Origin of the sequence: Bacillus sp. cl95 (assembly GCF_900115925.1) — a bacterium.
Taxonomy (GTDB): domain Bacteria; phylum Bacillota; class Bacilli; order Bacillales; family Cytobacillaceae; genus Neobacillus_A.
Genome location: NZ_FOYF01000001.1, coordinates 196092 through 220671, shown reverse-complemented (window position 1 = coordinate 220671; position 24580 = coordinate 196092). Strand labels below are relative to the sequence as shown.

Genomic DNA, 24580 nt, shown 5'->3' with positions numbered 1-24580 from the left:
TTGATTGTTGCTTTTACGAAAAAATCACCATCACGTAAAGATTCTTATTTCGTGCTCTTTTCCTCAATATAAAATTCTAAACTCTAAATTACTAATGGAATTAGGATAGAAAAAGCCCTAAAGCCAGCTTTTTCTTGTTACATTAACAACAAAGTTTAGGAAAAGAGCCTAGTAAAAAAACCAAACCGTGGTGGTTTGGTTTTTTTTGCCATTAATTCGAAACTATATCAATCAGACAAATACTTCAACGCAATTTCGATTGTCTTGCTTCGCCTTGTAAAGTGCACAATCCGCTTTTAGTATTAGGTCTTGTGTAGAGATAGGATTTTCTGAATTTAAAGTTGCTACTCCAAGACTTATCGTCACAAAGAGCCCAGTTGAATTCGCTTTGTGGGGAATACCTAATTTTTCTATGGCCTGTCTAATCTCCTCTGCTACTTTTCTAGCACGACCAGAGTCGGTATCGGGAAGGATAATAGCGAATTCTTCACCACCATATCGAGTGATGACATCAGCAGAACTCGTCAACACGTTACGGGCCGTCGTAGCAATTTCAAAAAGGCATTCATCACCGCTTTGATGACCATAGGTATCATTAAACTGCTTGAAATGGTCAATATCAAACAGGATAAGGGAAAGTGTACTTTTGGTCCGTTTTGCTTTCTTCCACTCACGTTCTAGGCTATTATCGAAGAATCTACGATTATAAATCGAGGTTACACTATCGATATACGAGAGTTCAGTAAGCTTTTCATTTGCTTCGCGCAGTTTTTTCTCCATCTTTTTTGTAGCAGTTGTATCATGAATGATAGCGATTGCATATTGACTCATATCGTCAAGTCTTGAAACTGTTAAAACGCCCCATACTTCCTTACCGTCTTTTCGAATATAGCGGTTTTCAATTTGATAAGAATCAATTTCACCATTTACCAATTGCTCAAAAAAAAGATTGCTCTGATCCATGTCTTCTAAATGAGAGATATCAACAAAAGATAACTTTTCTATCTCGTTCCTGGAATAGCCAAAATAAGTTTCTAAAGCGGGATTACAATCAATCGTCTTGCGCGTTTGTATATCCATTAAGGCAATACCGATGCCTGTCATGTTGAAAATACCTCGCAAGCGTTTTTGACTATGAAGTAAAGTTTCCTCTAACGTCTTCTTCAAACTATTATCTCTAAAGGTTAATTGAATAGCAGGTTTTTTCTGAAATGTGGTAGGAGCAGAGGAAACAGTGATATCAATGGCTTCTCCGTTCTGCTTTAACAATTTAACATCTGTATCGTAAACGGGTTTACCCGTTTGAAATACTTCTTTAATAACCTTTAAAGCAATTAAGTGATAATCTTCATGTAAGTAAGGAAAGATTTCTTGACCTATCAATTTTGAAGGATCATCTAAGCCTACCATTCTAGCACCCGCGTAATTTGTATAAACAATCTTTCCGCCACAATAAACAGAAATTGGATCTGGTGAATGATCAAGCAGAGTCCTGTAATACTGCTCGCTTGTCTTTAGGTTCCACTCATCTTGTTTGCGCTCCGTGATATCCTGGGCCTGGACGATGTAATATTGCGGTACCGATTGTTCGTCAAAAACGATGGAAACCGTCAACGACATCCATATAATATGGCCCGCTTTGTTGTAACAACGTTTTTCAAGAACAATACAATCCTTCTCTTTGGTTAATAATTTTCTCCTAAAACTTGTATCATCTAATAAATCCTCGGGGTGTACCAATTCGTAAAATGGAATTGTTTCCAACTCTTCAATTGTAAACCCTGTAATTTGAGTAAATGCACGATTAATGGCAATCCACTTGCCTGAAAGAGATATCATTGCCAATGCGATCGGTGCATGGTTAAATGCGTTATTTATGAGTTTATTTCCTTGTGTATTTGGCATACGATTCATCCAATCTCATGTTGAGCTAACTTTTTGTAATATAATATACCATTTTCATTGAATTCCTTCAGTAAAATAAACCTGACAATTTATGGGCAATTACTACGAATATGTGAGAATTCAGCATATTCAGTGGTTTGACAATCTGGAAATGTGGCTATTTTATGAACATAACTAGAATCTTATACACTTAGTTGTTTCTAGAGAGGAGTTCTTATAGATGAAATCCGTTTATGGTTTAATGACAAATGCAGGTAGTGGAAATGAATTCTTATATGATCTAGGTGTTTGGGAGACCGAAGAAGAGGCAGGTAACTATTTAAGAAATGAGATGCCCTATTCTTCCGGGATTTGGGTGGAGGCACTGACTGTCAATGATGCATTACCGGAAGCTTTAGAGATAGACGGTGACGAAATGGTGGAGTGTTCGATGTGTCAAATTGAATACAATCATGCAGACATCATTGAAATAGATGACGTTAACGTTTGCATTAATTGTGAACCTGCCTATCGAGAAAATATTCCTGGCTAAGATATGATAGAAAGAAGTAAAGCTTTGGATTTTGGAAATCCAAAGCTTTTTTAGAAGAAAATCGATCGATATTGTTTGTGTTCTGATGTTATTTTTCAGTCTTTTGTAGATGTAGTGGAGGAGGAATGAGCCAGCCTTTTTCTTTATTAAGTTTCAGGAATTTCGCCCCAAGCTGTGCTTTTGCCAGGTGAAATTGACCAAACATAGCAGCAACATCTTCCCTAATAGATTGCCCTATGATTTGTGAACATGTCACTAGGCCAGCTGCTAGGTCAGCAGAAACGGCTGCACTTACTTCAGGGTCTGCAAACCTTGCTCCAACCGGAATACTTTCAAGATCAGCTGCAGGTCTGTCTGGTGGTGTAGGAGGAAGTCCAACACCATTTGCTTTCAATAATTCTTCCAATTGGTGTGCTTCTGTTTTTCCAGCATCAATGACATCTTCAAGTAGTTTCTTTAAATCTCCATCCCCGGTATGATTAAGTAAAGTTTGATAGCCAGCCACCATCGCTTTTCCTGCTAAAAGATAGCTCCAAGCTCCAAATACCTCACCATAATGCAATGGTTCATTTTGTGGATTTCCGCTTAAAATTCCCATAAACACACTCCTTAGATTTTTCATGATCATGTTTTCTCCTTTAAAAGGACTAGACACAAATATTATGATTTGAATTTCTTTTGAAAGCTATACACGAGAAACCTGAATTCCAGATTTTTGAATAAGTGATAAGGATAAGTTAAAAAAATGAATTATAATGAATAAAAGAAGGTGTGGAGGGAGTATATGAAAAGAATAGGCATAGATGCAGGCGGATCTTTAATGAAAATAACTTACCAAGAAAAAGGAAATCTTCATTTTAAAAAATTTCAAATGAACGAAAAAAAACAGGCTCTTAGCTGGTTAAAGATTGCTGCTCCAGATGCTGATATTGTGCTAACGGGAGGTAAAGCAGGAAATTTACAGAAACAATATTTTAATGGCAGCAGTGTGGTTGACGAATTTGAAGCAACTTGTAATGGAGCTGTTCATTTATTAAAAAAGAACAACGAACTTCCAAAAAATCCTTTTCTCCTCGTTAATATTGGTACAGGGACATCATGGCACCTCATAAACAATGAAAAACAAGAACGGGTTTTTGGAAGCGGAATAGGCGGCGGGACATTGATGGGGCTGGGCTCTATTTTATCCACTGAAAAAGAATATCGGAACCTTGTCGAACTAGCAACTGAAGGTACAAGAGACAATGTCGATTTGCTTGTCCGTGACATATATGCTCCTAACGAACCACCCTTAGACGGCAATTTGACAGCGAGCAACTTTGCGAAAGCTTCTATGAATCTAAGTCAATCCCCATCAGATCTAGTTGCTTCTCTAATAAATATGATGGCAGAAACCATTATGTTGTTTACTGCTCAAAATGCGACCATTCACGGAACTAGCCAAGTTTATTTCATTGGAAGTACATTAGCAGGAAACCTTCCTTTTAAAAATAAATTATCTACATACGGGAAAATGCTCGGACAGGAAGTTCATTTTATACCAGGAGGAGAATATAGCGGAGCGGTTGGTGCCATGATTTCAATTTGATAAAGAAGAGTTGAACATTTTATTCAAGAAAGCTAAAGTTATGTGGTAGATAAGTAAAAGTAGGTGGACGTATGGAAAAGCGTTTTTTTACGATTGGGATGGCAGGTCATATTGACCATGGCAAAACGACTTTGACAAAGTCATTGACCAACGTTGACACTGATCGCTTAAAAGAAGAGAAAGAGCGCCAAATTTCGATTGAACTCGGTTTTGCGCCGTTGTACGAAGACAATGAAATTCAAATATCCGTCATAGATGTACCAGGTCATGAACGGTTTATTAGACAAATGATTGCCGGAGTCGCTGGAATAGACCTTGTTGTGTTGGTCGTTGCCGCAGATGAAGGTGTTATGCCTCAAACTCGTGAACACCTTGATATCCTTGGCTTCTTGGGAATTAAAAATGGGATTGTAGCCATCACAAAAATAGATCGAGTGGAAGAAGAGTTTATTGATTTAGTAAAAGAAGATATTTACGGTGAACTTGAAGGTACTGTATTTGAAAGGGCACCTTTTGTTCTTGTTGACAGCCTGTCAGGTAAGGGGACAGAGGAACTAAAAAAACTAATCATTTCGGAATTAAGCGAACAGAATATGAGAGATGTGAAGGGGGCTTTCCGCCTTCCAATCGATCAAGTGTTTTCGGTAAAAGGGCAGGGAACAGTTGTCCGAGGGACGGTTTACGAAGGTATGGTCGAAGAAGGACAGTCTTTAATGATCATGCCAAAGGGTCTTGAAGTTCGCGCTCGTCAATTGCAAGTGCATCATCTGCCTGCACAAAAAGCTCACGCGGGTCAGCGAGTTGCCATTAATCTCTCAGGAGTCGCTAAAGACGATTTGGTGCGTGGAGATGTACTTGTATCTTCCGAACATTTTATCGTGACCAAGACAATGGACGTTGCTATCCGTGTCGTAGAAGATCTAGATTATATGGTAAAGCAAAGAATGCCGATCAAACTGCATCTTGGGACAGCAGAAGTCATGGGACGTATTGTCTTTTTTGACCGAAATGAACTCAAGGAAGAAAATGAAGAAATTCTTTGTCAACTTCGTTTAGATGAAGAAATCTTAACAAAGCGTGGTGACCGCTTCATCATCAGACGACCAAGTCCGCAAGAAACAATTGGTGGAGGTTGGGTTATTGATCCTCGTGGTGATAAATATCGATTCGGATTACAAACCGTTGAAGAATTGGAAAAAAAGAAAGCGGGAACACCCATTGAACGCATGAATGCTGCATTGATGGAAGCAAAGAGTTTAACACTCAATGAATTAATGAAACGCACGGCGCTAGATGAAGAAACGTTAAGAACAAACTTAAAGAATGAAGAGTTCGTCATGTTTAATGGGAAAGAGTATACCTTATTGACATTGATTTCAGAATTGAAGACGGATATTGGCAACAGATTGGCTGAATTCCATGAAGCACAACCGATGAAGCCTGGCATGAATAAAGCAGAACTTATCCAGTCAATGAGTAAGGATTTTCCTCGTGCATTGTTAGAATATGTAGTGGAAAAAGGGATTCTTGAAGAAGACTTTAAAAGAAAAGAGCAATTTGTTGGGAAAGCAGAGTTTCAGCCGCATGTTCCAAAAAGCTGGCAGAAACGCACAGAAAATATGCTTTCAAAATTAAAAGATGATGGATTAAAAGTACTTTATTTTAAAGAATACTTAACAAATGCAGGTATTCCTGAAACATTGATTTCTGATATGAAGAGATTCTTGGAGACGTCAGGTATGATCGTACCGCTCGATGATCAGTACTTTTACCATGTGGAGCCGTTTAACAACGCCGTAGAAAGATTGCGTCAAAAAACAGGTGCCGAGTTTGAGGTTGGCGAGGCGAAGGATGTTTTGGAATTATCGAGAAAATATATCATTCCATTCTTAGAAAGGCTCGATGAAAAAGGGATTACTAACCGGGTCGAAAATAAGCGTATTTGGCAGTAGGTGAAAGGGGTTTGATTGTTTAAGTGGTGTTCAAACTCTTTTCGGATTGTTGACGAAATACCGGGGATGGGTAATGTCGTAGTAGTTTGGCAAGATTACATGAAAGTTTTGCAAAATACATGATGTTTTTCGCAAGATTCCAATGGAGTTTTGCAAGATTCATGTCACTTTTAGCAAAATAGAAATATTACGTCCAGTAAATTCCAATTCCACAGGGATACGTGAATGACTCTTAAAAAAAATTCTTCCACATACCCCTATTTTTTGTATGTTCTAGCCTAAGCCAACGGCATGTCTGCTGTTTTTCTAGTATATTTTAAAGGAATTAGCTCTTGAATTTTCGTTTTCTTTAATTCACCATCAATTTCTAAAATGACGAAGCAGTCTGGAGAGTAGTCAGAGATAAGTTCTCTACACATTCCACATGGACTTACCACTCTGATTTCTCTGTCGACTTCGTCTGAATATGGATGGCGAACGGCTGCTATAGTATGGAAACCTTTTTCACCTTCCGAAACAGCACGCCCTACTGCAATTGCTTCCCCACAAACAGTTATGCGACCAACATATGCCTCTATGTGTACTGCCGTAACGATTTTCCCACTATTCGTTCGAAGTGCTGCACCAATGTGATGTCTATTGTCTTCGTAAAGTTCGACGATTGTATTTTTTGCAGCCTCAATTAATTCATAATCTTCTTTTGTAATTTCGTATGTATTCATAAAATGACATCTCCTTATAAATAATAAGAATATTATAACAAAAATCGGTTGGTAAAATATAGAATTTTCCATGAAATTATTTTTTGGAAGTGAGACTTCCGACTTATTTGCTGATATTTAAACGGTCATAATAAAAGTAATGTATCAAACTGACTTGAAGTATGAGATAATGAATATTGGTTGCCGACTCAACCGGAAAGTGGGAATCGACTTGAAACAAAAAAATAAATTCCAAAACGATCAGAAAGTCCTCTTAAAGCTTACAGGAGAGACGGTTACAATTAGTAAATCCCAATACGTAGCTAATATGAAAAGATATTCGTACAAGATTAAGGAAAATCCCAATACATTTTACTTCGAAGACGAAATTTCGCCCCTTAACGATTAAAAGACTGGATCAGCCCCGGAAATTGGAGCTGGCCAGTCTTTTTTGGTTTATATAGGTTCCAATAAAGCATTTAGGAATCCAAAGGTATTTTATTCAGAAGGTCCCATAGTTCTCAATTTATACAGTAAGATTACGTTCCTGATTGTTACCTTTACTACAGAATAAATAGGAATAGCAACAATAATTCCGATAAATCCGTATAAGGAACCGGCTATTAATAAGATAAAAATGACAGTCAGTGGATGAAGATCCAAACTTTTTGACATTACGCGCGGTGTAATCAAATTTCCTTCTATTTGTTGGACAACAATGGCAACGATTATTACTTTTAAGACCATAATAGGGCTTGATAACAAAGCAACAAATATAGCTGGAACAATGCCCAATATTGGTCCTACAAAAGGGACAATCGTCAGCGATGTTGCGAATAGTGCGAGCACCAAACTATTGTCAATTCCGATGATTAGAAATCCGATGTAAAGTAAAATGCCATCAGATAGTGCAATGATAAACTGACCTACTATGTAGGCAGACATTGTCCGATCAATATCGCTTAAGATTCGATTACCTTCCTCTTTGTGATCGTCTGGCAGATGTTTTAAGATAGATGGCTTGAACTTTTCGTCATCTCGCAAGAAATAAAAAAGTGCAAAAGGGACGACGGTTAACACAGTGGCAACGCCTGTTAAGGCAGATAAAATACTGCCGATATTATTCTCCATGATTTTATAGAAAGAACGAGAATAAGCATTGGCTCTTTGCTCCAATTTTATTAATGCGTCCTTCGCGAAATTATTTCCCTTTACCATCTCTTTTGATTCTTGTGAGATTTCTTCTACCTGTTCAGGGAATTTATCGGAGAGTTGAGTGATTTGCTCACCGATGATGGTGCCCATATAGTAGAAGAATACATATCCACCTAGAAATAGGAACAGAAAGACAATTAAAATACTAATTGTTTTATTCATGTACTTTGAGAGCCAAGTTACGATGGGCCTTAAAATATAATAAAACAGTCCAGTAACTAAAATGGGAAAGAAGATGGAGGCGACCAGCATTTGAAAAGGAGAAACAAAATAATCGATTTTACCAAATAAAAAAATGATAAGTAGTGCTAAAATAATGGCGCTTGCGTACTTGAAATAAGATTCCTTTATCCACATGGCAGTTTCCTCCTGAATACAACTCTATCTTACTAAGTTTCCTGTTTTACCTAAAAATAAACTTAGCCACAGAGGAAATTGAAAGCATCTTCGAGAATATTGGTCTAACAACATTTTTTTATGCGAAAGGAAAAGAAAATGGACATTAGATGGACGTATGTGACCGGGATCGCAGCAACTATATTGATAATTGCTGTCACATTTGCAGTGAAAAGTTATCATCTGTCTCTTTCAGGAGCGGTTAAAGAACTAGAAGCTGAAAACATAGGGTCAACGTTAATATCAACCCAGGATGACCGTATTTATTTTATAGTCGCAAAAGATGGAAGTATCTCAGTCGCCAGCGCAAAGTACGATTATCTTTTTAAGCTCTATCATGACTTTAATGTGTTCAATTCAGAATTGAATGTGTATGAAGCTCCAGACGATAACGGTTTTTCATATACAAAGATCAAAGACATGGATAATATAATCTTTGGTACGACCGTAAAGGATGAAATCACAGCATCGATTAACATGTTTATAGAGGGGATGCAAATTTCGGAAGAGAATGTAATACCAGTTATCGAGCTTAAAAAGTATATATATGATCCTAAATTGACAAAAGTGAAAATCTGGTACAATCATTCACAAATAGCTAAAGCGCACATTCCTAGATACATTAAGTTTTTAGATGCCAATCATAATATCATAAGATTTCATCACGAGATACCAGAAAGACACAAAGTTTATTTTCGAGAATACAACCAACAGGTCAAAAGTCTAATTTTAAGAATAAATCATCCGCTCCGTTCTTCTACGGGAAAAAACGAACTTTTTGAAGTGATGGGATATGTTCGTTCTCTGGAAAAAGTTAATGTGAATCTTATGCCTTTTGAAAAGAACACGATAGAGGAATATGAGTATATACTTGAAGAAACATCCGGTGAAATGCTGAAAGGTACTATTTTTGAAGTTGACGAAAATATTGTCGGAGCCTATGTAACGAAAACGACTGTACGAAATGATTCAGGATCGGTTTCAGCAGATGAGGTCATGATACCATTAACAAAGAAATAGAGTAATGAGGGGAACGAATGAAAACAAGCTTTGTTCATCATATTTGTATCCAGACCAATCAATACGAAGAGTCCATCAAATTTTACAAAAATGCACTAGGTTTTGAACTAGTTCAAGAATCTCCTGATTTTCATGGAAGAGCCTATAATAGTTGGCTAAAGCTCGGATCATTTATGATTGAGCTCCAAACTGGTAAGCAAGAAGAGATTTTAGAAGCAAGCAATAGTAATGCTGAAGGTCTTGTACACCTTTGTCTGTGGGTCAATGACCTAGAAGATGAGGTTAGGCGGATGAAAGAACTTGGTTATGATTTCAAGCTTAAAGATGGAAACGAGATTTACCGAGTCGAAAATGGTTCACTATGTAAAATCAAGGCTCCTGAAGGAACGATTATTGAACTTCGTGATAATCGAGGGATTTGATTCTTATGTACAAAAAAGGATGGGGTTTTCCCATCCTTTTACGTATGTTTCCTATGAAACAATCCCATTACTTCTAATGTTTCTGTGATATTTACGAATGCATCCGGGTCGATCTCTTGGATTAGCGATTTCACTTCTGTTAGTTCATAACGTGTGATGACAGTCATAATCACATTGCTTTTTTCATTAGAGTATCCTCCAACAGAATCGATGACTGTTACACCTCGATAAACGTTTTCAAGCAGGTGTTCTCTCATTTCTTGTCCCTTTTTTGTAATGATCATCAGGGTGATTTTCACATGATGGGTGTGAACGGAGTCAATCACTTTTCCCATTACAAAGATTGATAAAAGCGTTAGAAGGGCAGAGTCCCAGCTAATCAAGAATCCAGAGATTAAAATGACAAATGAGTTCATGACAGAAAGTAAAGTCCCCATCGGAAAGTCTTTACGGCGCGCTAGTAACATACCGATAATATCAAACCCGCCAGAAGATCCTGATGACCTAAAAATAATGCCGATACCAAATCCTGCGATACCTCCGCCGAATACGGAAGATAGAATTGAATTTGTAGCGATTTCATAAATTGGAACTACATATAGACTGACCGAAATGGCAACTACTGAAAGAATCGTCAACAGGATGAATTTTCTCCCAAGCTTCAAATAACCAAGAACTAGTAACGGAAAATTCAGTAAGAAATTATATAATCCAGCATTAAATGGTGTAAACATACCCAAAATGATGGAAAGGCCGCTAATACCACTGCTTAAGATTTCGTGTGGGATTAAAAACAAATTGAATGCCAATGCAACAATTACGGATCCCAATATTACCCCTAAGGATTTCAATATTGCTCACTCCTTATATACAAATGTCCATTAATGAATATTATAGCCGTGAAAAAGCAGATTTGGATTTAATAGTTTATTTGAATTAAACTAAAAATTATTGAAATAATTGATAAAATAGGATAAGTATATCATGCTCAAATGAGGTGAAGTGGATGTGTGGAAGGTTTTCAATTGCAGAGGAATTAATAAGGCTTCAATTACAGTTTCAATTTGAGTTCTCAGAGGAACTAACTCCTCGCTATAACGTAGCGCCAAGTCAGAAGGTCCTGACGGTTGTAGACAATGGTGGGCAAAGAACAGGTAAACAAATGAAATGGGGACTCGTGCCGTCTTGGGCAACAGATGTAAAAATTGGCTACAAAATGATAAATGCACGTGCAGAAGGAGTAGACATAAAGCCTTCTTTCAAGAATGCGTTTAAAAGCCGTCGTTGTCTCATATTAGCAGATGGATTTTATGAATGGAAAGTAACGGAAAATGGCAAGCAGCCCTACCGTTTTATTATGAAAAATCATAAGCCGTTCGCAATGGCAGGTTTATGGGAAACATGGGCAAAGGGGGATGAACCATTAACAACTTGTACGATTATTACAACTGAGCCAAACGATGTGACTCGTTATGTACATGATCGAATGCCGGTCATTCTAAAAGAAGAAGATTATGATAAGTGGCTTGATCCAAAGTTTAGTTTGACATCGGAATTAAAGTCATTGCTTGTTCCTTACACTGCTGAGGAAATGGATAAGTACGCTGTCTCAACACTTATTAACTCACCGAAAAATGACCTTGCGGAATTGCTTTCTCCTTTAAATAGTTTATAGAGGAAGGATATCGTTTGTTGATATTCTTTTTCTATTTTTGAGTTCTTATACCGTGATGATCTTAGAAATTATAATTGGGAGTGGAGTTAATGGCAATTAAGAATGAATGGATATCTAACAAGGGTACTTACATACATTTTATTGACAATAATGATTTGAAAACCAATGAGGAACTACCTTTTATTATAGTACCAGGGCTTTCTGAATCGGCAGAGGATTATATCCCTTTAATGAAGTTATTATCTCCTCGGCGTTGTATTGCAATTACTCTTCGAGGAAGGGGTCATAGTGATTCACCACAAGAGGGTTATATGTTGGAAGACCACATCAGCGATATTGAGTCGGTGATTACATACCTTAAATTGGACGAATTTGCTCTTATGGGCTTCTCAAGAGGTGTTTCCTATACTCTTGGGTATGCATTTACGAATTTAAAATCCATTAAAGGTCTTGTATTAGGGGATTATCCAGCAATTCATTCTCAACTTCCAGAAGGATGGGTTGAGTATTTTTCTACCCTTCCTCCTTGGCGGGGGAAAGCATTATCAGATAGGATGAAGGTACATTCATTATATGGACTCCAAAAAGAATCTGAACAGATCTTGTTTTGGGACAAATTAAATTCAATTCATTGTCCGGTTTTAGTTATCCGTGGAGGAAAAGAGGGTTCGGCTTTATCAGAGGATCATGCAAGAAAGTATTTGGAGGAGATTCCAGATGCAAAGCTGGTGGTTTTTCAAGATTCTGCGCATAACATATTTGAACCTGACATGAGTAAGGTTGTTGATACACTACAACAATTCTTAAAGTCTTTAAATAGAAAAGTATACTGAGACAAACTAAATTTGTTAAGTAGATCGCTATTTTTCTTATTGCGCCCTTTGGAAGAATAAAGAGAAGTAGAAGTTTTTTAACAGATCAGGGTAGTGTAACTTGTGAATAAATATATCTATCACAATAAAAAAAGGTGAGGGAAGTTAGAAACGCTCTAAGTTTTATAAGCTCGGAGCGTTTTTCTATGCTAATTGATTTTGGTCAATTGAAGTGTAAAATCCATTGTGGTTTTATCTACTGATGGTAATTTTGTACTTCAAAAGCGAACCCGTTAAAGTTTTCTAGGGGATCTTTCTTTATCTACCGATATATAGCGATAAACACACTTCCATTATCGTATTTCTTTTAGCGGTACATCGTCCATTGGCCGATATCCTCAAAACCAAGGCGTTTGTAAATTCGGCCCGCTGCAGGATTATCATAGAACAAACAGAGTGTTTTTCCTTCAGCCATTACATCAGCAAACAACTTCTCCATAATCGCTGTTGCTAAGCCGCGACCACGATATTCTTTGTGTGTACACACTCCTACTACCATAGCAGAAATGGAGTTTTCAGCTGTTGTGGAAGCACAAGCCGTTATCTTTCCGTCGTCCATTGTGAAATAGGTTCTGCCAGTATTTGTCTCCATTGCTTTGACCAACATATCCCTAGCATTTTCTTGCATTCTGAACTCTTCGATTGTTTTGCGAAGAGCAATAATATCATCAACATCGTCCAATGTAGCTTTTTGAATGAACAGGTCGTTGGTACCTAATCTATCAGGCGATAGGCATTCAGCAAAATAGGTCACTTGTTTGCTATCAAGATTCAATTCTTTCATGGCCTCAAACTGTTCGACAACCTCTGTCTTTCCTGAAAGATAGTAAATGTCTTCGAAGTTTTGAATAATTTCTGTAAAACCTTTTATATCAAATTCTCCTACGGCATATGGAATGAAAGATTGATAGAATCGAAGCAATACAGCTTTCAATTCTCCAGAGTCATCGAAATCACCCCAAAGTTCTTGGAAATCTGTTTCATATCCGAAAACTTCTATATCGCCAATGATGAAGAGATTGATAGAAGGCTCTTTTTTTAAGAACGCAAAAGTTTTTTCATGATCCTCTTGAGAAAGTTTACGAATCATAACATTCTCTCCTTTCTGAATATTTTGGTTATATTACCAAAATAAACCTTCTGTTGCAATATTTTTTTATTAGGAATGAGCATCTTCAAAATTTGAATATCTCTTCATTTATGATTAAATTAATGTAGAAACTTGCCAGAAAGGGTGACTTCTTCTGAATAAAAAATCAATCATCTCCGTTACGGTGATCAGTTTTCTGTTCCTTTGTATGTGGTTAATTGGTTTGGGGTGGTCGATAAACGATTATTATGCGGGAAAACCAAAATCGATTACAGTGCAAAAGAAAGAAGACAAAAATGTGGAGAAAAAGAAGGCTGGAGAGATGACCATTGTAGCGTTAGGAGATTCATTAACCCGTGGAACAGGAGATGAATCTGGAAAAGGTTACGTCGGTTATGTTAAAGAAGAAATCTCAGAAAGAGCAGAAGAAAAACTGCAGTTTTTAAACCTGGGGATAAATGGGCAAAGATCGGAGCAACTTCGTTCACAAATAACACAATCTGAAGTGCAACGGCAGCTAAAAGGAGCCAATTTTGTTTTTATCACGATTGGTGGAAATGATTTGTTTCGAGGTGGACAAGGCTTGATGGATATGAATCTAGCGACCATCAATGAGACGCGAAAAAAATATCTAGATAACATACGCTTTATTTTTCAAGAAGTTCGGAAGACCAATCAGGATGCGACTATATTCTTCATTGGATTATACAATCCATTCATTGATCTGGATGAAGGGAAAGACATTTCAAAAATTATTAGACAATGGAATTATGAGAGTGCAGAAGTCAGTGCTGAATTCCCTAAAGTCGTCTTTGTGCCCACTTTTGACTTATTCGAACTGAAGGTGAATGACTACCTTTACTCTGATAAATTCCATCCTAATGCTAAAGGATATCGCTTGATTGCCCAGCGTGTCGCTTCACTAATGACATGGTAGGAGGTGTTAGACATGAGCAATGTGACATTGGCTGTTAAAGATTTGCGAAAGACCATTGGGAAAAAAGAAATCATTAAAGGTTTGAATTTCGAACTCCGCGAAGGAGAAGTTTTCGGATTTTTAGGTCCCAATGGTGCTGGTAAAACGACAACCATCAGAATGATAGTCGGCTTGATCAAACCAACATCAGGTTCGATTGAAATTTGTGGACAGGATTTGCGTGAGCATTTTTCAGAAGCAATGCAACATTTAGGGTGTATCGTTGAAAATCCTGAGCTTTATCCGTATTTATCAGGCTGGGACAACCTGCTTCATTTTGCAAGAATGTTAGAGGGAATCGATGAGCGCCGGATGAATGAAGTCATTGAATTGGTAGGATTACAAGAACGCATCCACGACAAGGTTAAAACTTATTCCCTTGGGATGAGGCAAAGGATTGGGATTGCTCAAGCCTTGTTAGGCAGACCTAAAGTACTTATTTTAGACGAGCCAACCAACGGACTTGATCCAGCTGGAATCAGAGAGATGCGGCAATTCATTCGTTTTTTAGCAGAAGAAGAGGGATTAAGTGTACTTGTTTCAAGTCATTTATTGAGCGAGATTCAATTAATGTGTGACCGAGTGGCCATTGTGTCAAAAGGGAAAATTGTAACAACTGACACGGTACAAACATTGTTGTCGAACCGAGAACGAATTGTTTGGAAAGTAGAGCCTTTGGACAAAGCGCTAGAAGTGCTCAGGGGTGAGGCGAATGTTGAAGATCGGGAAGATGGAATGATTTCAACTGAGTACGACGCGGTAAAGGCTAGCGAATGGAATCACAGGCTAGTGGAAGCAGGGGTAAGGGTTTCAGAGATGAATCGAAAACTTCCGGTACTTGAGGAATTATTCCTTGAGCTAACAGGAGGTGACAAGATTGATTAAACTCGTCCAAAACGAAATGATGAAATTGATGGCGAAAAAGAAATTGCTCGTCATCGCAGCGATTATCGGTGTGCTTGTTGTCTTATTTACATATGCTCAGTTTAAACAAATCGAGACGCAACGCGAAAAGTTGGGAACGACGGATTGGAAATCCCTCTTACAGCAGCAAATCATTGATACCCAGAATCGCTTAAGCAGCAGCCGAATCAATGATGAATGGAAGAAGCAATTGCAAGTAAGTCTTCAGCAACAACAATATTACTTAGACAACAACATTAATCCGTCAGAGCCCGGGGCACCAACGTTTATGAGAATGTTCATTGAAAACGCAAGTGACCTCTTTTTGCCACTGATGGTGATGGTGATTGCTGCTGACCTTGTTTCTTCTGAACACAGTCTTGGTTCAATTAAACTGCTTCTGACAAGGCCCGTAAAAAGATGGAAAGTTTTGCTTAGTAAATATATGACCTTATGTTTGGCGATTTCTGCTGTTATAGCAATAACTGGGATTCTTTCTTACGTAATCTCAGGTGCAATCTTTGGATATCGCGGCTGGAGTGCACCGATTTTGTCGGGATTTAAAGTGACAGCTTCAGGCTTAGATACTTCTTCGGTTCGCCTTGTTGAACAATGGCAGTTCCTCTGGATGGAATTTGGTTTAGTATGGTTCGTGGCGATTGTGGTTGGAACACTGTCATTTATGCTATCAGTGTTAATTCGAAGCACCGCAGCCGGAATGGGAATCATGCTCGCAGCCTTAATTTCTGGAGCGATTTTAAGTAATATGGTCTCATCTTGGACATCGGCTAAATACTTCTTTATGGTTAATCTGAAACTTACGGATTATATGAATGGTAAAGCACCGCCGATTGAAGGAATGACGTTGTCTTTTTCATTGATGGTTTTACTTGTTTGGTGGGCTGCTGCTTTGTTTGTTTCATTTTTTGTTTTTACAAAGAAAGATGTTTATTAGATGTTGATAAAAAGTCATTCATCCTTGAGATGGATGGCTTTTCTTTGGTGTTAGAAATTACTCGACATTGGCATAAAAACCCTCTGCTATACACAAAATAATCGTCAGAAAGGGGTGGACGAGATGACGAGAAGTCCAAACAAGGGAAGTAAGAATCAAAATTCACCAACAAATGGCGGAGCTATCGGAGCGAGCGGGGACAATAGCAAGGGTAACAAGCGCAACAAAGATCAAAACAATAAAACCGCAACAGAATAATGTGAAGCAGAGTGTTCTCATAAAAGAATGATCCGACCAAAAAAGCCGGCTATTCACTAGCTGGCTCTACTTTTTGTTACTCGTCATTTCCGGTAACTTTTACAGCGGCGGTCTCATTATTGATGTAAGTTGGTGCAACAGGTGAATCATTTTTCCCATAAAACTCATCTTGAAGTGCCATATTCGCTTCCTCAGTTGTCATTTTTGAATTCCGTTCTACATGAATTCGTCCATCATCCAAGCGTGTATTTAGCTCGATGTTTGCTTCTTCGGTGCTCAATTTTTTTACCATAAATAACACTCTCCATTATTAGAATAAAGCCCAACAAACGTAGACTCCTGCTTGAAAAATCGGTGTGATAAGTACAACATGATGAAAAATCCAAAACCATCTACCAAAAAGAAATGCTTCTGAGTCTTTAGGTTACGTTAGGATTCCCGTCAACCAATCAATAAATTCTATATAGCCCCACAGCAAGAGGTATTCAAGAATACTGAATCCATTTAGTTGGGACCAGATAATTCTTATTCGACTTTTGCCACCCCTAATGCGAAGTGATTCCAAAGAATATTTTCGACTAATTCGGCTTGTGACACTTCACAGTCAACAATAAGGACGATCTCGGAATGTTTACCTTTTAAGATTCTTTTTTTCTTTTTATAGACTATTTCAATGAATAACCTAATTGCCAACCCTAAAACAAATCCACTACCTGCCCCAATAAGGCCCCAATAAATAGGCCCCCAATCCAATTGAAAACCGATGCTTGAGCCAATAACTGAAAAAGCGGTTGCAAGCGCAATACCGATATCAATTAAAGAAGTCCCATCCGATCGATGTAAAGTATCCAAAAACTTGCGGTCCTCGGTGCGGTTGTCTAGTGGTACAGCAAAAATGCTTTGTTTTTGTATTCCTTTTTTCTCTAGAGTTGCAATGGCGATTTCTAAAAAGGCGTTACTTTCGAAGGTAGAAAAAAGCTGCATTCTTATCACTTCACCTTCTGTCCTTTTAGGATTTTAAAACTTTGGGATTGATAATTTTTCTTCAAGTGATTTCTTTGTTCTTTTTCATACAGTTTATTATTTTCGATAGTATTCATGTAAGAATCGAATATGGCAAAACCGTAAACAGATGGAAGGAATAAAAGCCATTCTGGGTTTAGGATGTTTGTTGCTTCATGAATCTTTCCTAAAAATAAGAGGGATGCGGCCTCGAGAACATGAGAATAGTAAAAAAAGATCACTAACCATATGATCACAAAAAAAGAGGTCAGAATCCTATGTAAATAAAGTTGTCCTAGACCCGGAACAAATATGGACCATAAGATAGCAAGAATTGGATTTCTCTTATCCAGATAATTAATTTCCAAGGCACCTATACTAAATGAGTTGAATGGGTGATCTTCTCGATCAGCTAATAGATAAACCTTATTCATATCTACAGTTGTTCGATAGGCATCCCAAATCCCAAAAAGGTATACAGGAATATACATGAGTAACCATCTTGTGTTTAAAATGTCTTTCGTCATATCAATATTCCCCTGAAATGAAAAAATCATCGCAAGATTAACATTTGCATTTAAATTAACAATTACTTCCCATATAAATAAGACATAACCTCTAATATATTTCGATAAAAGTAAATGTCCAAATCCAGGAAATGCAGCAGACCACCAAGCGATGATATAAGGGTTTCGTAAGTGGATTTGAGTAGTGCCTACAATGCTGACATGAGCTTTATAGCGTCGAGCAGAATTAACATTCGTGTAATTATCCATTAAGATCCCCTTCAAAGAATAAATATAATCCATGTCCACGATAGTTTTCCTAAAAGGTGGGTTACATATGCGTTATTTTAGTAATGGCTTAATTAACCTAATGCCATTATGAATTAAATTCACCTGTTTTATATTTTTTCTAAAGGGTGAGGAATGAGGACATTAATCGACCATTAATCGATACTAAGATCTAGGATATAGATTAGAAATGAGGATCGACTAGTGACAAAATTCGGCACACGCATTACGCATAGGAATATTTCTGGTTCTCCTCAAAAAAACAAGGCCTCAAATGAGACCTTGTCTAAGTTCATTACTTCCCGATAAACATTTGCACCCAGTGCTTGCCCGTAGCATCATAACCAACGCCAATGTGTGTAAAGTTAGAACTCAGGATGTTTTTACGGTGTCCTTCACTGTTCATCCAAGCTGTGACAACTGCTTGAGGAGTTTGCTGACCTTGTGCAATATTCTCACCAGCCGAACTGTAAGAAACCCCAAAGTCGCGCATCATATCAAATGGTGAACCATATGTTGGACTTGTATGAGAAAAGTAACCTTTAATCCTCATGTCATCTGCTTTCTTTTGGGCAACCCCACTTAATTTTGTGTCGCCTGTCAAGGCAGGTAGTCCATTCTTACGTCGCTCAGCGTTTGTAAGGTCGATAACCTGTTGTGCAAACTGACTAATCCCAGCTGTAGGTTTTGCTGCTGGTGCAGTCGTTTTTGGTGCAGGAGCAGCAGGTGCAGGCGTAGTTGTCCTAGGCGTAGGAGCCGTTGTCTTCGGAACCGGTGCTGGAGCCGTCGCTCGCGGTTGTGGTGCCGCCGCTGGAGGCTGTTGTGCTTGTTGTTGACCTGGAGCAGGAATCAGTTGATCCAGCAATCCCGGTGGTATCATTCCTGAAGGTAAACCCTGCAAGAATTTCTGTGCTTGTTGAGAATCCATAGGAATATACTTATACTTCGCATCTTGAATCAATACTGCTCTTGTATGAGGATATTGTTGACTATCCAAGCTTGTATTCATACTAGAAATGTTTAAATCATCACCACGACGTTTAGTTCTTTTCGTCAAATCAAATTCATTGTCTCTGTCTAAAATGCCACGGTCGTTATTACGGACCGTTCTCATCGTATTGTAACGATCTCTTCCTAAATCATAATCTTCAGTGAGTGGACCACGATGATCGATAACGTCATTCCTTACGTTCAGTGGAGTATTTACACCTGTACGATTATTATAAGCCGTATCCATAGGTGCTTTATCATTATCATTATCGTTGTTACAGGCTGCTAGTCCCAGCACCAGAACAGGAGCAATTAACAAGCCATATTTCTTTTTTATCAATCGAATTGCCTCCCTTAAAGATGATGTCTTACCCTCCTATTTTCTGTGATTTTGCCGAAACTATAGGTGGTAATTATCGTGAGAAAAGGGAAAAAAGTTTTTGGGGATGAAATAAAAAAAGCATGACAGCATTTTGCTATCATACTTTAGACTTAACTTTTTCATATCCAAATTGAAAAATGTACATAATCACCGATTTGATGAAAAATAGTCCTGCAAGTTGCATCCGACTTAATCGAACAAGAGTGAATATCCCGATTCGCTTAAATAGGCTATAAAAAGGAAAGACAAAAAACAAATTAGCTACTGCGTTTAAAAGAAGGTAAATGAAGAATTTACCATATGTAAATCTTAAAATCCAAAGCGACCCAACAAGAAAAGGACCTAAAATCAAGGGTGTTTCTCCAGTTAAATTAGGATGGATTTTTTTATGAATGACCCACCATCGCTTTCTTTCAGCATAAACACTTTCACCATATATCAACCCACACATGAACAAAGCCCCTGGAAGGAACCTTTTTATATATCTTTTCCCTAGAAAAGGGAGCGTGAGCCATGAAAGCAAAACCATGATGAGTAATATGAGTTTTGATTGACGCATCCCATCATTCCTTTTTATGAATAAGTATAATAATTAACTATCTTGCTTTCTTAAGTTGTGTAAAGACAGAAAATTTATGCTGAAGAAAATCAACATCACAGCGACGTTGATTTTGAACAGGCTTATGTATTCTTCATTTTGAAAACAAGGTTAAATAGGGGAAAGAGAAGTCCGCCAAGAAAAACTCCGAAAAGATTCAAAATTAGATCGTCGATATCAAAATTTCCACGTCTAGTTAATAACTGAAGAGCTTCTAAAGAAGCGATAACCAACGTGGTAAGCGACATCATTTTCAATAAGGTTAGTTTTTGTAATTTTGCAAGAACTCCGTAAGGCATGAACAAAACGATATTTGCCGTAAGATTATAAAAGGCAATTAAAGGGCTGACTCTACCAGATAAATAAAAGTTGACGGTTGAGAAGGGGGTCAAATTGATTTGCCCATAAAATGGATCGCTAGGTCTGTTAAACATTAGTACAAGTAAAGCTAGAGTATACAGGATGAATATTGCGTTTAGTGTATGTTTATGGACGTTGATGTGATGTTTTCGTAATAAGAAAACAAAGTAAAAGCATAAGAATGTAATTCCTACCCAAATGACAGCTATAACAACAGGGTGTAGATAGGCAAATAACTCTAAAGCAATGGGGATCATTCCAAGAAAAATGATTTGAGAAAGGCACGTAGATAAGATAATGGATTTTTTCATATAAGGCATCTCCAAAAAAATGTTTCTTTGTCCACTATATGTGCTAGTCTAAAAACATACAAGAGAAACACTTCGGAGGGATAAAAATGAAAAGATTAATCGCAATGGGTGGAGGTCTACATGGGGGCAATTATGATCCAGAATTAGAGCGGATTGTGGTAAATGGGCTCCCAAAAAATCCGAAAATCATTTATATAGACAGCGGTGATTCCTCTGCATTTGCGGAATTTTCACAGCTTTATAAAACAGAATTCGGATATCAAGTAGACTTATTTTCCAAGGGAAATAGGAACGAACTTCAACAAGCAGATCTCATCTATCTTGGAAGGGGCAGTACCATTCGACTTATGCAACTCTTAAAAGAAACAGATGTAGATGAACTGCTTCGTAAAGCATACGAAAGTGGTGAATGCACCGTCGCTGGGTTCAGTGCAGGTGCAAATGCATTGTTTGCTATGTCAGTAAGTAATGAAGAAGGAAAAATGAAAAAGGTGGAAGGCCTAGGATTCCTCAAAGATTTTGTCTGTACACACTTCAATTATGATGATCGTAAGAATGCATTTCTAAATGAAATTGGCTCGAATAATGGATATGGGCTCGACGATCATACAATGCTGATAGTCGATGATGAGGAATACAAAGCCATTTCAGTTAGAGAAGGATACACTGTATCAGAATATAATAAAGGGAAATTACTATGACACCATTTACAAAGAGAGTTATTGACATCATTGCTAATATCCCATCAGGAAAAGTCATGACATATGGACAAGTTGCTGCATGTGCAGGAAGTCCACGTGGAGCGAGACAAGTTGTGAGGATTCTGCACTCAATGAGTGATAAGTATGGCTTGCCATGGCACCGAGTTATCAATGCAAGGGGACAAATCGGTTTTCATGATGAAGAGGCGTTCATGGAACAAAAACATCTTCTTTTAAACGAAGGTATTTTATTTCTTGATGAAGCGCGTATAGATTTAAAAATGTACAGATTCGATTCTGGTGATTAGTTTAACTTATCGATATTCATTCATATGTTATTATTTTTTAATTTCTTATTTTGTAATATGATTAAAGCATTATTGATGTTAGGGGGAGTATTCATGTCCTTTTTCTACAAAGCAATCGACCATGTACAATTGGCTGCACCAAAAGGGAGCGAAGATTTGGCGAGAGATTTTTATCAAAATATCCTGGGTTTCGAAGAAGTGGAAAAGCCGGAATTGTTGAAGAAAAATGGTGGAGTTTGGTTTTCTAGCGGCGTTTGTCACGTACATATAGGGATTGATGATCCATTCACTCCTGCTAAAAAAGCTCACCCAGCCTTTGAAGTGAATGACATTGAAGCCTTTAAGAAACATTTAGCACTGAAAAAAGTAACTTTCGTGGAAGATGATCGCATACCAGGAGTAAAAAGGTTTCACGTATTTGATCCTTTTGGTAACCGGATTGAAATTGTTCAAAAAGTGTAAATGGGAGGATGGAGATTCCATCCTTTTTTCTTTGAAAAAGATTATTCTTTTAAGGTAATTGACTTGAGTAAATGTATTCAGATCTTAGGAATCGATTTGGTTCTGAAAATTAGTATGATGCAGATTTTGTCAAAAAATGAATAAAAGTATTTGACACACTAGTGTGGTCATTGGACTTGCAATTATGAATTATTACTGTTATTCTTAAGGAGAATTATTTTTGCCGATATGAGAGATAGTAATGTCTTGATGAAGATTTGAGCAAGGATAGTATTACAATGCAACGCATATTAGGAGGCAACAAACATGGAACAAGGTAAAGTAAAATGGTTTAACGCAGAAAAAGGTTTCGGTTTCATCGAGCGCGAAGGCGGAGACGATGTATTCGTACACTTCTCAGCTATCCAAGCTGAAGGCTTCAAGTCTCTTGACGAAGGTCAAGAAGTAACTTTCGAAGTTGAACAAGGCCAACGTGGACCACAAGCTACTAACGTGCGTAAAGCATAATTGACATAGCAGCGTAAAGAACAGACTCTTTCGAGGGTCTGTTTTTTATTTTGTTTTTGAAAGCGTTTTATTTTATAAATAATGAAAGCCCTGCTTCCGCAAGAAGCTGGGCTTTTTCGAGATATAGAAAATGGTTTACCAAATGATATCATGTAGGTTTAAGTATTTTGAACTGAGTTTTATTTTCAACTGAGACATTTTCATAAATTACATGTGTTAGAGAAAACTAAGAGAAAATGTATAGAGAGAAGGTTTTTGCACCCGTCTTACAGCACCAGAAATGTCGGCATTATGGTCACAATTTATTAATGATAGCGCTTCTGTATGCATGCTTAAATACTTTCTACATAACGTTAAAGATGGAGAAATTAAGCCTATTGTTGAGTTTGCTCTCCAAGCATCACTTAGCCATTTGAGTTTTCTGCGAGAATTATTCCAAAGAGAGAAATTTCCTGAACCGATTGGTTTTACAAAAAACGACGTTGAAGTAGAAGCTCCCATGTTATTTACTGATATCTTTGTCATGATGTAATTAAGGAATATGTCTGTGCTGGGCATGGCTGCGAGTGCGGTGACATTGGGAATGGTGACAAGAGTGGATGTCGTGGCATTAGAAACTGTTGTTTTTCAACAAAATCCACTTTGTCGGGAGTGGAGATGGACGGAGGTCTTGCGTAAGTCCCCTGCTTTACCAGGTTTCTTTGGTGAAAAGCGGTCACTTTCTACAATTGAGATTACCCACTTATTTAATAATGTTCAAACGAATGCGATTGGTAAAACACTAATTATTGGATTTGCTCAAGTTGCGGAAAAAGAAGAAGTGGTGAATTTTCTTTTAAGAGGTAAAGCGATTGCTCAAAAACATGTAGATGTCTTTAGCAAAATTCTTACCGAAAATGATTTACCAGCTCCCATGCTTTGGGATGCAGCTGTTACAGACAGCCGGGATCGAGTATTTTCAGATAAACTGATTATGTTCCATGTTACTGCTATGATTGCAGCAGGAATTGGGAATTACGGAGGCGCTATGGCTGCAAGCCCAAGACGTGATATTGCCATGAAGTATGCAACATACATACCAGAATACGCTGAAGATGGAGCAAACATTATGATTAAGCATGGATGGTTAGAAGAACCTCCTCTTGCGGATAACCGAAACAAACTCGCAAGGGAATAGGAAGCATACTCACAACGCACAAAAAAGATCCTTATGTGAAAAGGATCTTTTTGATATGAGATTCATTATACTGATTCATTTAAGAAGGCTTTTAACATCCACACGTGTTTTTCTAAAGTAGCATAAATCGAAAGTAGCATATCACCTGTCGTTTCATCCCCGACCTCGTCTGCAATATCCAGTCCTTCTTTTAGCTCGGAAATTACAGTGGAAAAATCAGCTGTAATGGAAGCAACCATTTGTTCTGCGCTCTCTGAACCAATGGCTTCTTTTACTGATGCTAATTCCAAACATTCCTTCATGGTAGCTACTGGGGAACCACCGATTGAGAGCAATCGTTCAGCAAGTTCATCAACATGTAATCCTGCCTCATTGTAAAACTCTTCAAACTTGGTATGCAATGTGAAGAACTGTCCACCTTTTACGTACCAATGATAATTGTGAAGTTTCATGTACAACACAGACCAGTTCGCAATTTGCTTATTGATGACGCTCGTTAATCTTTCGGGCATGAAAATCCTCCTTAAA

29 protein-coding genes and 1 pseudogene are annotated in these 24580 nt (G+C 37.8%); 17 read left to right on the top strand and 13 right to left on the bottom strand.

Translation table 11 applies throughout. From position 1 onward, the window contains the following. Positions 1-231: 231 nt before the first annotated feature. Positions 232-1914 carry a GGDEF domain-containing protein gene (locus BMZ31_RS01160; protein WP_090829896.1) on the bottom strand — a complete coding sequence of 561 codons (1683 nt, stop codon included), beginning with the start codon at positions 1912-1914 and terminating at the stop codon, positions 232-234. Between the two features lie 211 nt (positions 1915-2125). On the opposite strand from BMZ31_RS01160, the gene BMZ31_RS01155 reads away from it, so the two are divergent. Beyond that, positions 2126-2437, top strand: coding sequence for a hypothetical protein (locus BMZ31_RS01155; protein WP_090829895.1), 312 nt, complete (start codon positions 2126-2128; stop codon positions 2435-2437). Between the two features lie 88 nt (positions 2438-2525). Here BMZ31_RS01155 and BMZ31_RS01150 read toward each other — a convergent pair whose 3' ends face one another. Next, on the bottom strand, positions 2526-3059 hold the full coding sequence (locus BMZ31_RS01150) for a DUF3231 family protein (RefSeq protein ID WP_254778543.1): 534 nt from the start codon (positions 3057-3059) through the stop codon (positions 2526-2528). Positions 3060-3221: 162 nt separating this feature from the next. On the opposite strand from BMZ31_RS01150, the gene coaW reads away from it, so the two are divergent. Both coaW and selB read left to right on the top strand, forming a co-directional pair. Next, entirely contained in the window at positions 3222-4025 is an 804-nt protein-coding gene (gene coaW, locus BMZ31_RS01145; protein ID WP_090829893.1) for a type II pantothenate kinase, read from the top strand. A 71-nt stretch (positions 4026-4096) separates the two neighbouring features. Further along, complete coding sequence (selB, locus tag BMZ31_RS01140; protein WP_090829892.1) at positions 4097-5977, top strand: selenocysteine-specific translation elongation factor; 1881 nt, start codon at positions 4097-4099, stop codon at positions 5975-5977. A 278-nt stretch (positions 5978-6255) separates the two neighbouring features. On the opposite strand, the gene BMZ31_RS01135 is transcribed toward selB, so the two are convergent. Next, positions 6256-6699 carry a cytidine deaminase gene (locus BMZ31_RS01135; protein ID WP_090829891.1) on the bottom strand — a complete coding sequence of 148 codons (444 nt, stop codon included), beginning with the start codon at positions 6697-6699 and terminating at the stop codon, positions 6256-6258. Between the two features lie 477 nt (positions 6700-7176). Continuing rightward, positions 7177-8250 (bottom strand): AI-2E family transporter, encoded by a 1074-nt coding sequence (locus BMZ31_RS01130; protein ID WP_090829890.1) that lies wholly within the window; start codon positions 8248-8250, stop codon positions 7177-7179. A gap of 138 nt (positions 8251-8388) precedes the next feature. Between BMZ31_RS01130 and BMZ31_RS01125 the strand changes: the two genes are divergently transcribed. Then, the gene (locus BMZ31_RS01125) at positions 8389-9309 is read left to right on the top strand and encodes a hypothetical protein (protein ID WP_090829889.1); all 921 of its coding nucleotides are present in this window, start codon (positions 8389-8391) and stop codon (positions 9307-9309) included. Between the two features lie 17 nt (positions 9310-9326). Continuing rightward, positions 9327-9731 (top strand): VOC family protein, encoded by a 405-nt coding sequence (locus BMZ31_RS01120; protein WP_090829888.1) that lies wholly within the window; start codon positions 9327-9329, stop codon positions 9729-9731. A gap of 38 nt (positions 9732-9769) precedes the next feature. On the opposite strand, the gene BMZ31_RS01115 is transcribed toward BMZ31_RS01120, so the two are convergent. Next, positions 9770-10582 carry a YitT family protein gene (locus BMZ31_RS01115; RefSeq protein ID WP_090829887.1) on the bottom strand — a complete coding sequence of 271 codons (813 nt, stop codon included), beginning with the start codon at positions 10580-10582 and terminating at the stop codon, positions 9770-9772. Positions 10583-10737: 155 nt separating this feature from the next. Here BMZ31_RS01115 and BMZ31_RS01110 point away from each other — a divergent pair, with 155 nt between their 5' ends. Then, a complete protein-coding gene (locus tag BMZ31_RS01110) occupies positions 10738-11406 on the top strand; it encodes an SOS response-associated peptidase (protein ID WP_090829886.1) in 669 nt (222 codons plus the stop codon). Between the two features lie 89 nt (positions 11407-11495). Further along, the gene (locus BMZ31_RS01105; protein WP_090829885.1) at positions 11496-12239 is read left to right on the top strand and encodes an alpha/beta fold hydrolase; all 744 of its coding nucleotides are present in this window, start codon (positions 11496-11498) and stop codon (positions 12237-12239) included. A 346-nt stretch (positions 12240-12585) separates the two neighbouring features. On the opposite strand, the gene BMZ31_RS01100 is transcribed toward BMZ31_RS01105, so the two are convergent. Continuing rightward, the gene (locus BMZ31_RS01100) at positions 12586-13368 is read right to left on the bottom strand and encodes a GNAT family N-acetyltransferase (protein WP_090829884.1); all 783 of its coding nucleotides are present in this window, start codon (positions 13366-13368) and stop codon (positions 12586-12588) included. Positions 13369-13591: 223 nt separating this feature from the next. Here BMZ31_RS01100 and BMZ31_RS01095 point away from each other — a divergent pair, with 223 nt between their 5' ends. From BMZ31_RS01095 to BMZ31_RS20855, 4 genes are all read left to right on the top strand, one after another. Next, positions 13592-14305 carry an SGNH/GDSL hydrolase family protein gene (locus tag BMZ31_RS01095; protein ID WP_368086623.1) on the top strand — a complete coding sequence of 238 codons (714 nt, stop codon included), beginning with the start codon at positions 13592-13594 and terminating at the stop codon, positions 14303-14305. A 12-nt stretch (positions 14306-14317) separates the two neighbouring features. Then, positions 14318-15229 carry an ABC transporter ATP-binding protein gene (locus tag BMZ31_RS01090; protein ID WP_090829882.1) on the top strand — a complete coding sequence of 304 codons (912 nt, stop codon included), beginning with the start codon at positions 14318-14320 and terminating at the stop codon, positions 15227-15229. Continuing rightward, complete coding sequence (locus BMZ31_RS01085; RefSeq protein WP_090829881.1) at positions 15222-16202, top strand: ABC transporter permease; 981 nt, start codon at positions 15222-15224, stop codon at positions 16200-16202. The genes BMZ31_RS01090 and BMZ31_RS01085 overlap by 8 nt, the downstream gene beginning before the upstream one ends. Before the next feature lie 123 nt (positions 16203-16325). Beyond that, positions 16326-16460 (top strand): hypothetical protein, encoded by a 135-nt coding sequence (locus BMZ31_RS20855; RefSeq protein ID WP_302846821.1) that lies wholly within the window; start codon positions 16326-16328, stop codon positions 16458-16460. 76 nt (positions 16461-16536) lie between these two features. Here the strand turns inward: BMZ31_RS20855 and BMZ31_RS01080 are convergent, their stop codons facing one another. From BMZ31_RS01080 to BMZ31_RS01055, 6 genes are all read right to left on the bottom strand, one after another. Further along, positions 16537-16752: a hypothetical protein gene (locus tag BMZ31_RS01080; protein ID WP_090829880.1), complete on the bottom strand. Its 216-nt coding sequence runs from the start codon at positions 16750-16752 to the stop codon at positions 16537-16539. Positions 16753-16985: 233 nt separating this feature from the next. Continuing rightward, the gene (locus BMZ31_RS01075) at positions 16986-17444 is read right to left on the bottom strand and encodes a hypothetical protein (protein ID WP_090829879.1); all 459 of its coding nucleotides are present in this window, start codon (positions 17442-17444) and stop codon (positions 16986-16988) included. Positions 17445-17449: 5 nt separating this feature from the next. Further along, complete coding sequence (locus tag BMZ31_RS01070; protein ID WP_090829878.1) at positions 17450-18238, bottom strand: hypothetical protein; 789 nt, start codon at positions 18236-18238, stop codon at positions 17450-17452. 313 nt (positions 18239-18551) lie between these two features. Next, positions 18552-19265, bottom strand: coding sequence for a CAP domain-containing protein (locus BMZ31_RS01065; RefSeq protein WP_254778605.1), 714 nt, complete (start codon positions 19263-19265; stop codon positions 18552-18554). A gap of 460 nt (positions 19266-19725) precedes the next feature. Beyond that, the gene (locus tag BMZ31_RS01060) at positions 19726-20079 is read right to left on the bottom strand and encodes a hypothetical protein (protein ID WP_090829877.1); all 354 of its coding nucleotides are present in this window, start codon (positions 20077-20079) and stop codon (positions 19726-19728) included. Positions 20080-20309: 230 nt separating this feature from the next. Next, positions 20310-20897 carry a VanZ family protein gene (locus BMZ31_RS01055; RefSeq protein WP_175477969.1) on the bottom strand — a complete coding sequence of 196 codons (588 nt, stop codon included), beginning with the start codon at positions 20895-20897 and terminating at the stop codon, positions 20310-20312. Positions 20898-20983: 86 nt separating this feature from the next. On the opposite strand from BMZ31_RS01055, the gene BMZ31_RS01050 reads away from it, so the two are divergent. The 6 genes and pseudogenes from BMZ31_RS01050 (at position 20984) to BMZ31_RS01030 (ending at position 24052) form a co-directional block, all read left to right on the top strand. Further along, positions 20984-21598 (top strand): Type 1 glutamine amidotransferase-like domain-containing protein, encoded by a 615-nt coding sequence (locus BMZ31_RS01050; RefSeq protein WP_090829875.1) that lies wholly within the window; start codon positions 20984-20986, stop codon positions 21596-21598. Beyond that, positions 21595-21906 carry an MGMT family protein gene (locus tag BMZ31_RS01045; RefSeq protein WP_090829874.1) on the top strand — a complete coding sequence of 104 codons (312 nt, stop codon included), beginning with the start codon at positions 21595-21597 and terminating at the stop codon, positions 21904-21906. The genes BMZ31_RS01050 and BMZ31_RS01045 overlap by 4 nt, the downstream gene beginning before the upstream one ends. A 93-nt stretch (positions 21907-21999) precedes the next feature. Then, positions 22000-22368, top strand: a complete 369-nt coding sequence (locus BMZ31_RS01040; protein ID WP_090829873.1) for a VOC family protein — start codon at positions 22000-22002, stop codon at positions 22366-22368. A 306-nt stretch (positions 22369-22674) separates the two neighbouring features. Next, complete coding sequence (locus BMZ31_RS01035) at positions 22675-22875, top strand: cold-shock protein (RefSeq protein WP_090829872.1); 201 nt, start codon at positions 22675-22677, stop codon at positions 22873-22875. 271 nt (positions 22876-23146) lie between these two features. Next, positions 23147-23407 (top strand): annotated as a pseudogene (locus BMZ31_RS20620) (DUF3231 family protein); the annotation flags it as partial. Positions 23408-23458: 51 nt separating this feature from the next. Then, positions 23459-24052, top strand: coding sequence for a DUF3231 family protein (locus tag BMZ31_RS01030; RefSeq protein ID WP_254778541.1), 594 nt, complete (start codon positions 23459-23461; stop codon positions 24050-24052). A 65-nt stretch (positions 24053-24117) separates the two neighbouring features. Here the strand turns inward: BMZ31_RS01030 and BMZ31_RS01025 are convergent, their stop codons facing one another. Next, the gene (locus BMZ31_RS01025) at positions 24118-24564 is read right to left on the bottom strand and encodes a Dps family protein (protein WP_090829871.1); all 447 of its coding nucleotides are present in this window, start codon (positions 24562-24564) and stop codon (positions 24118-24120) included. Between the last annotated feature and the right edge of the window lie 16 nt (positions 24565-24580).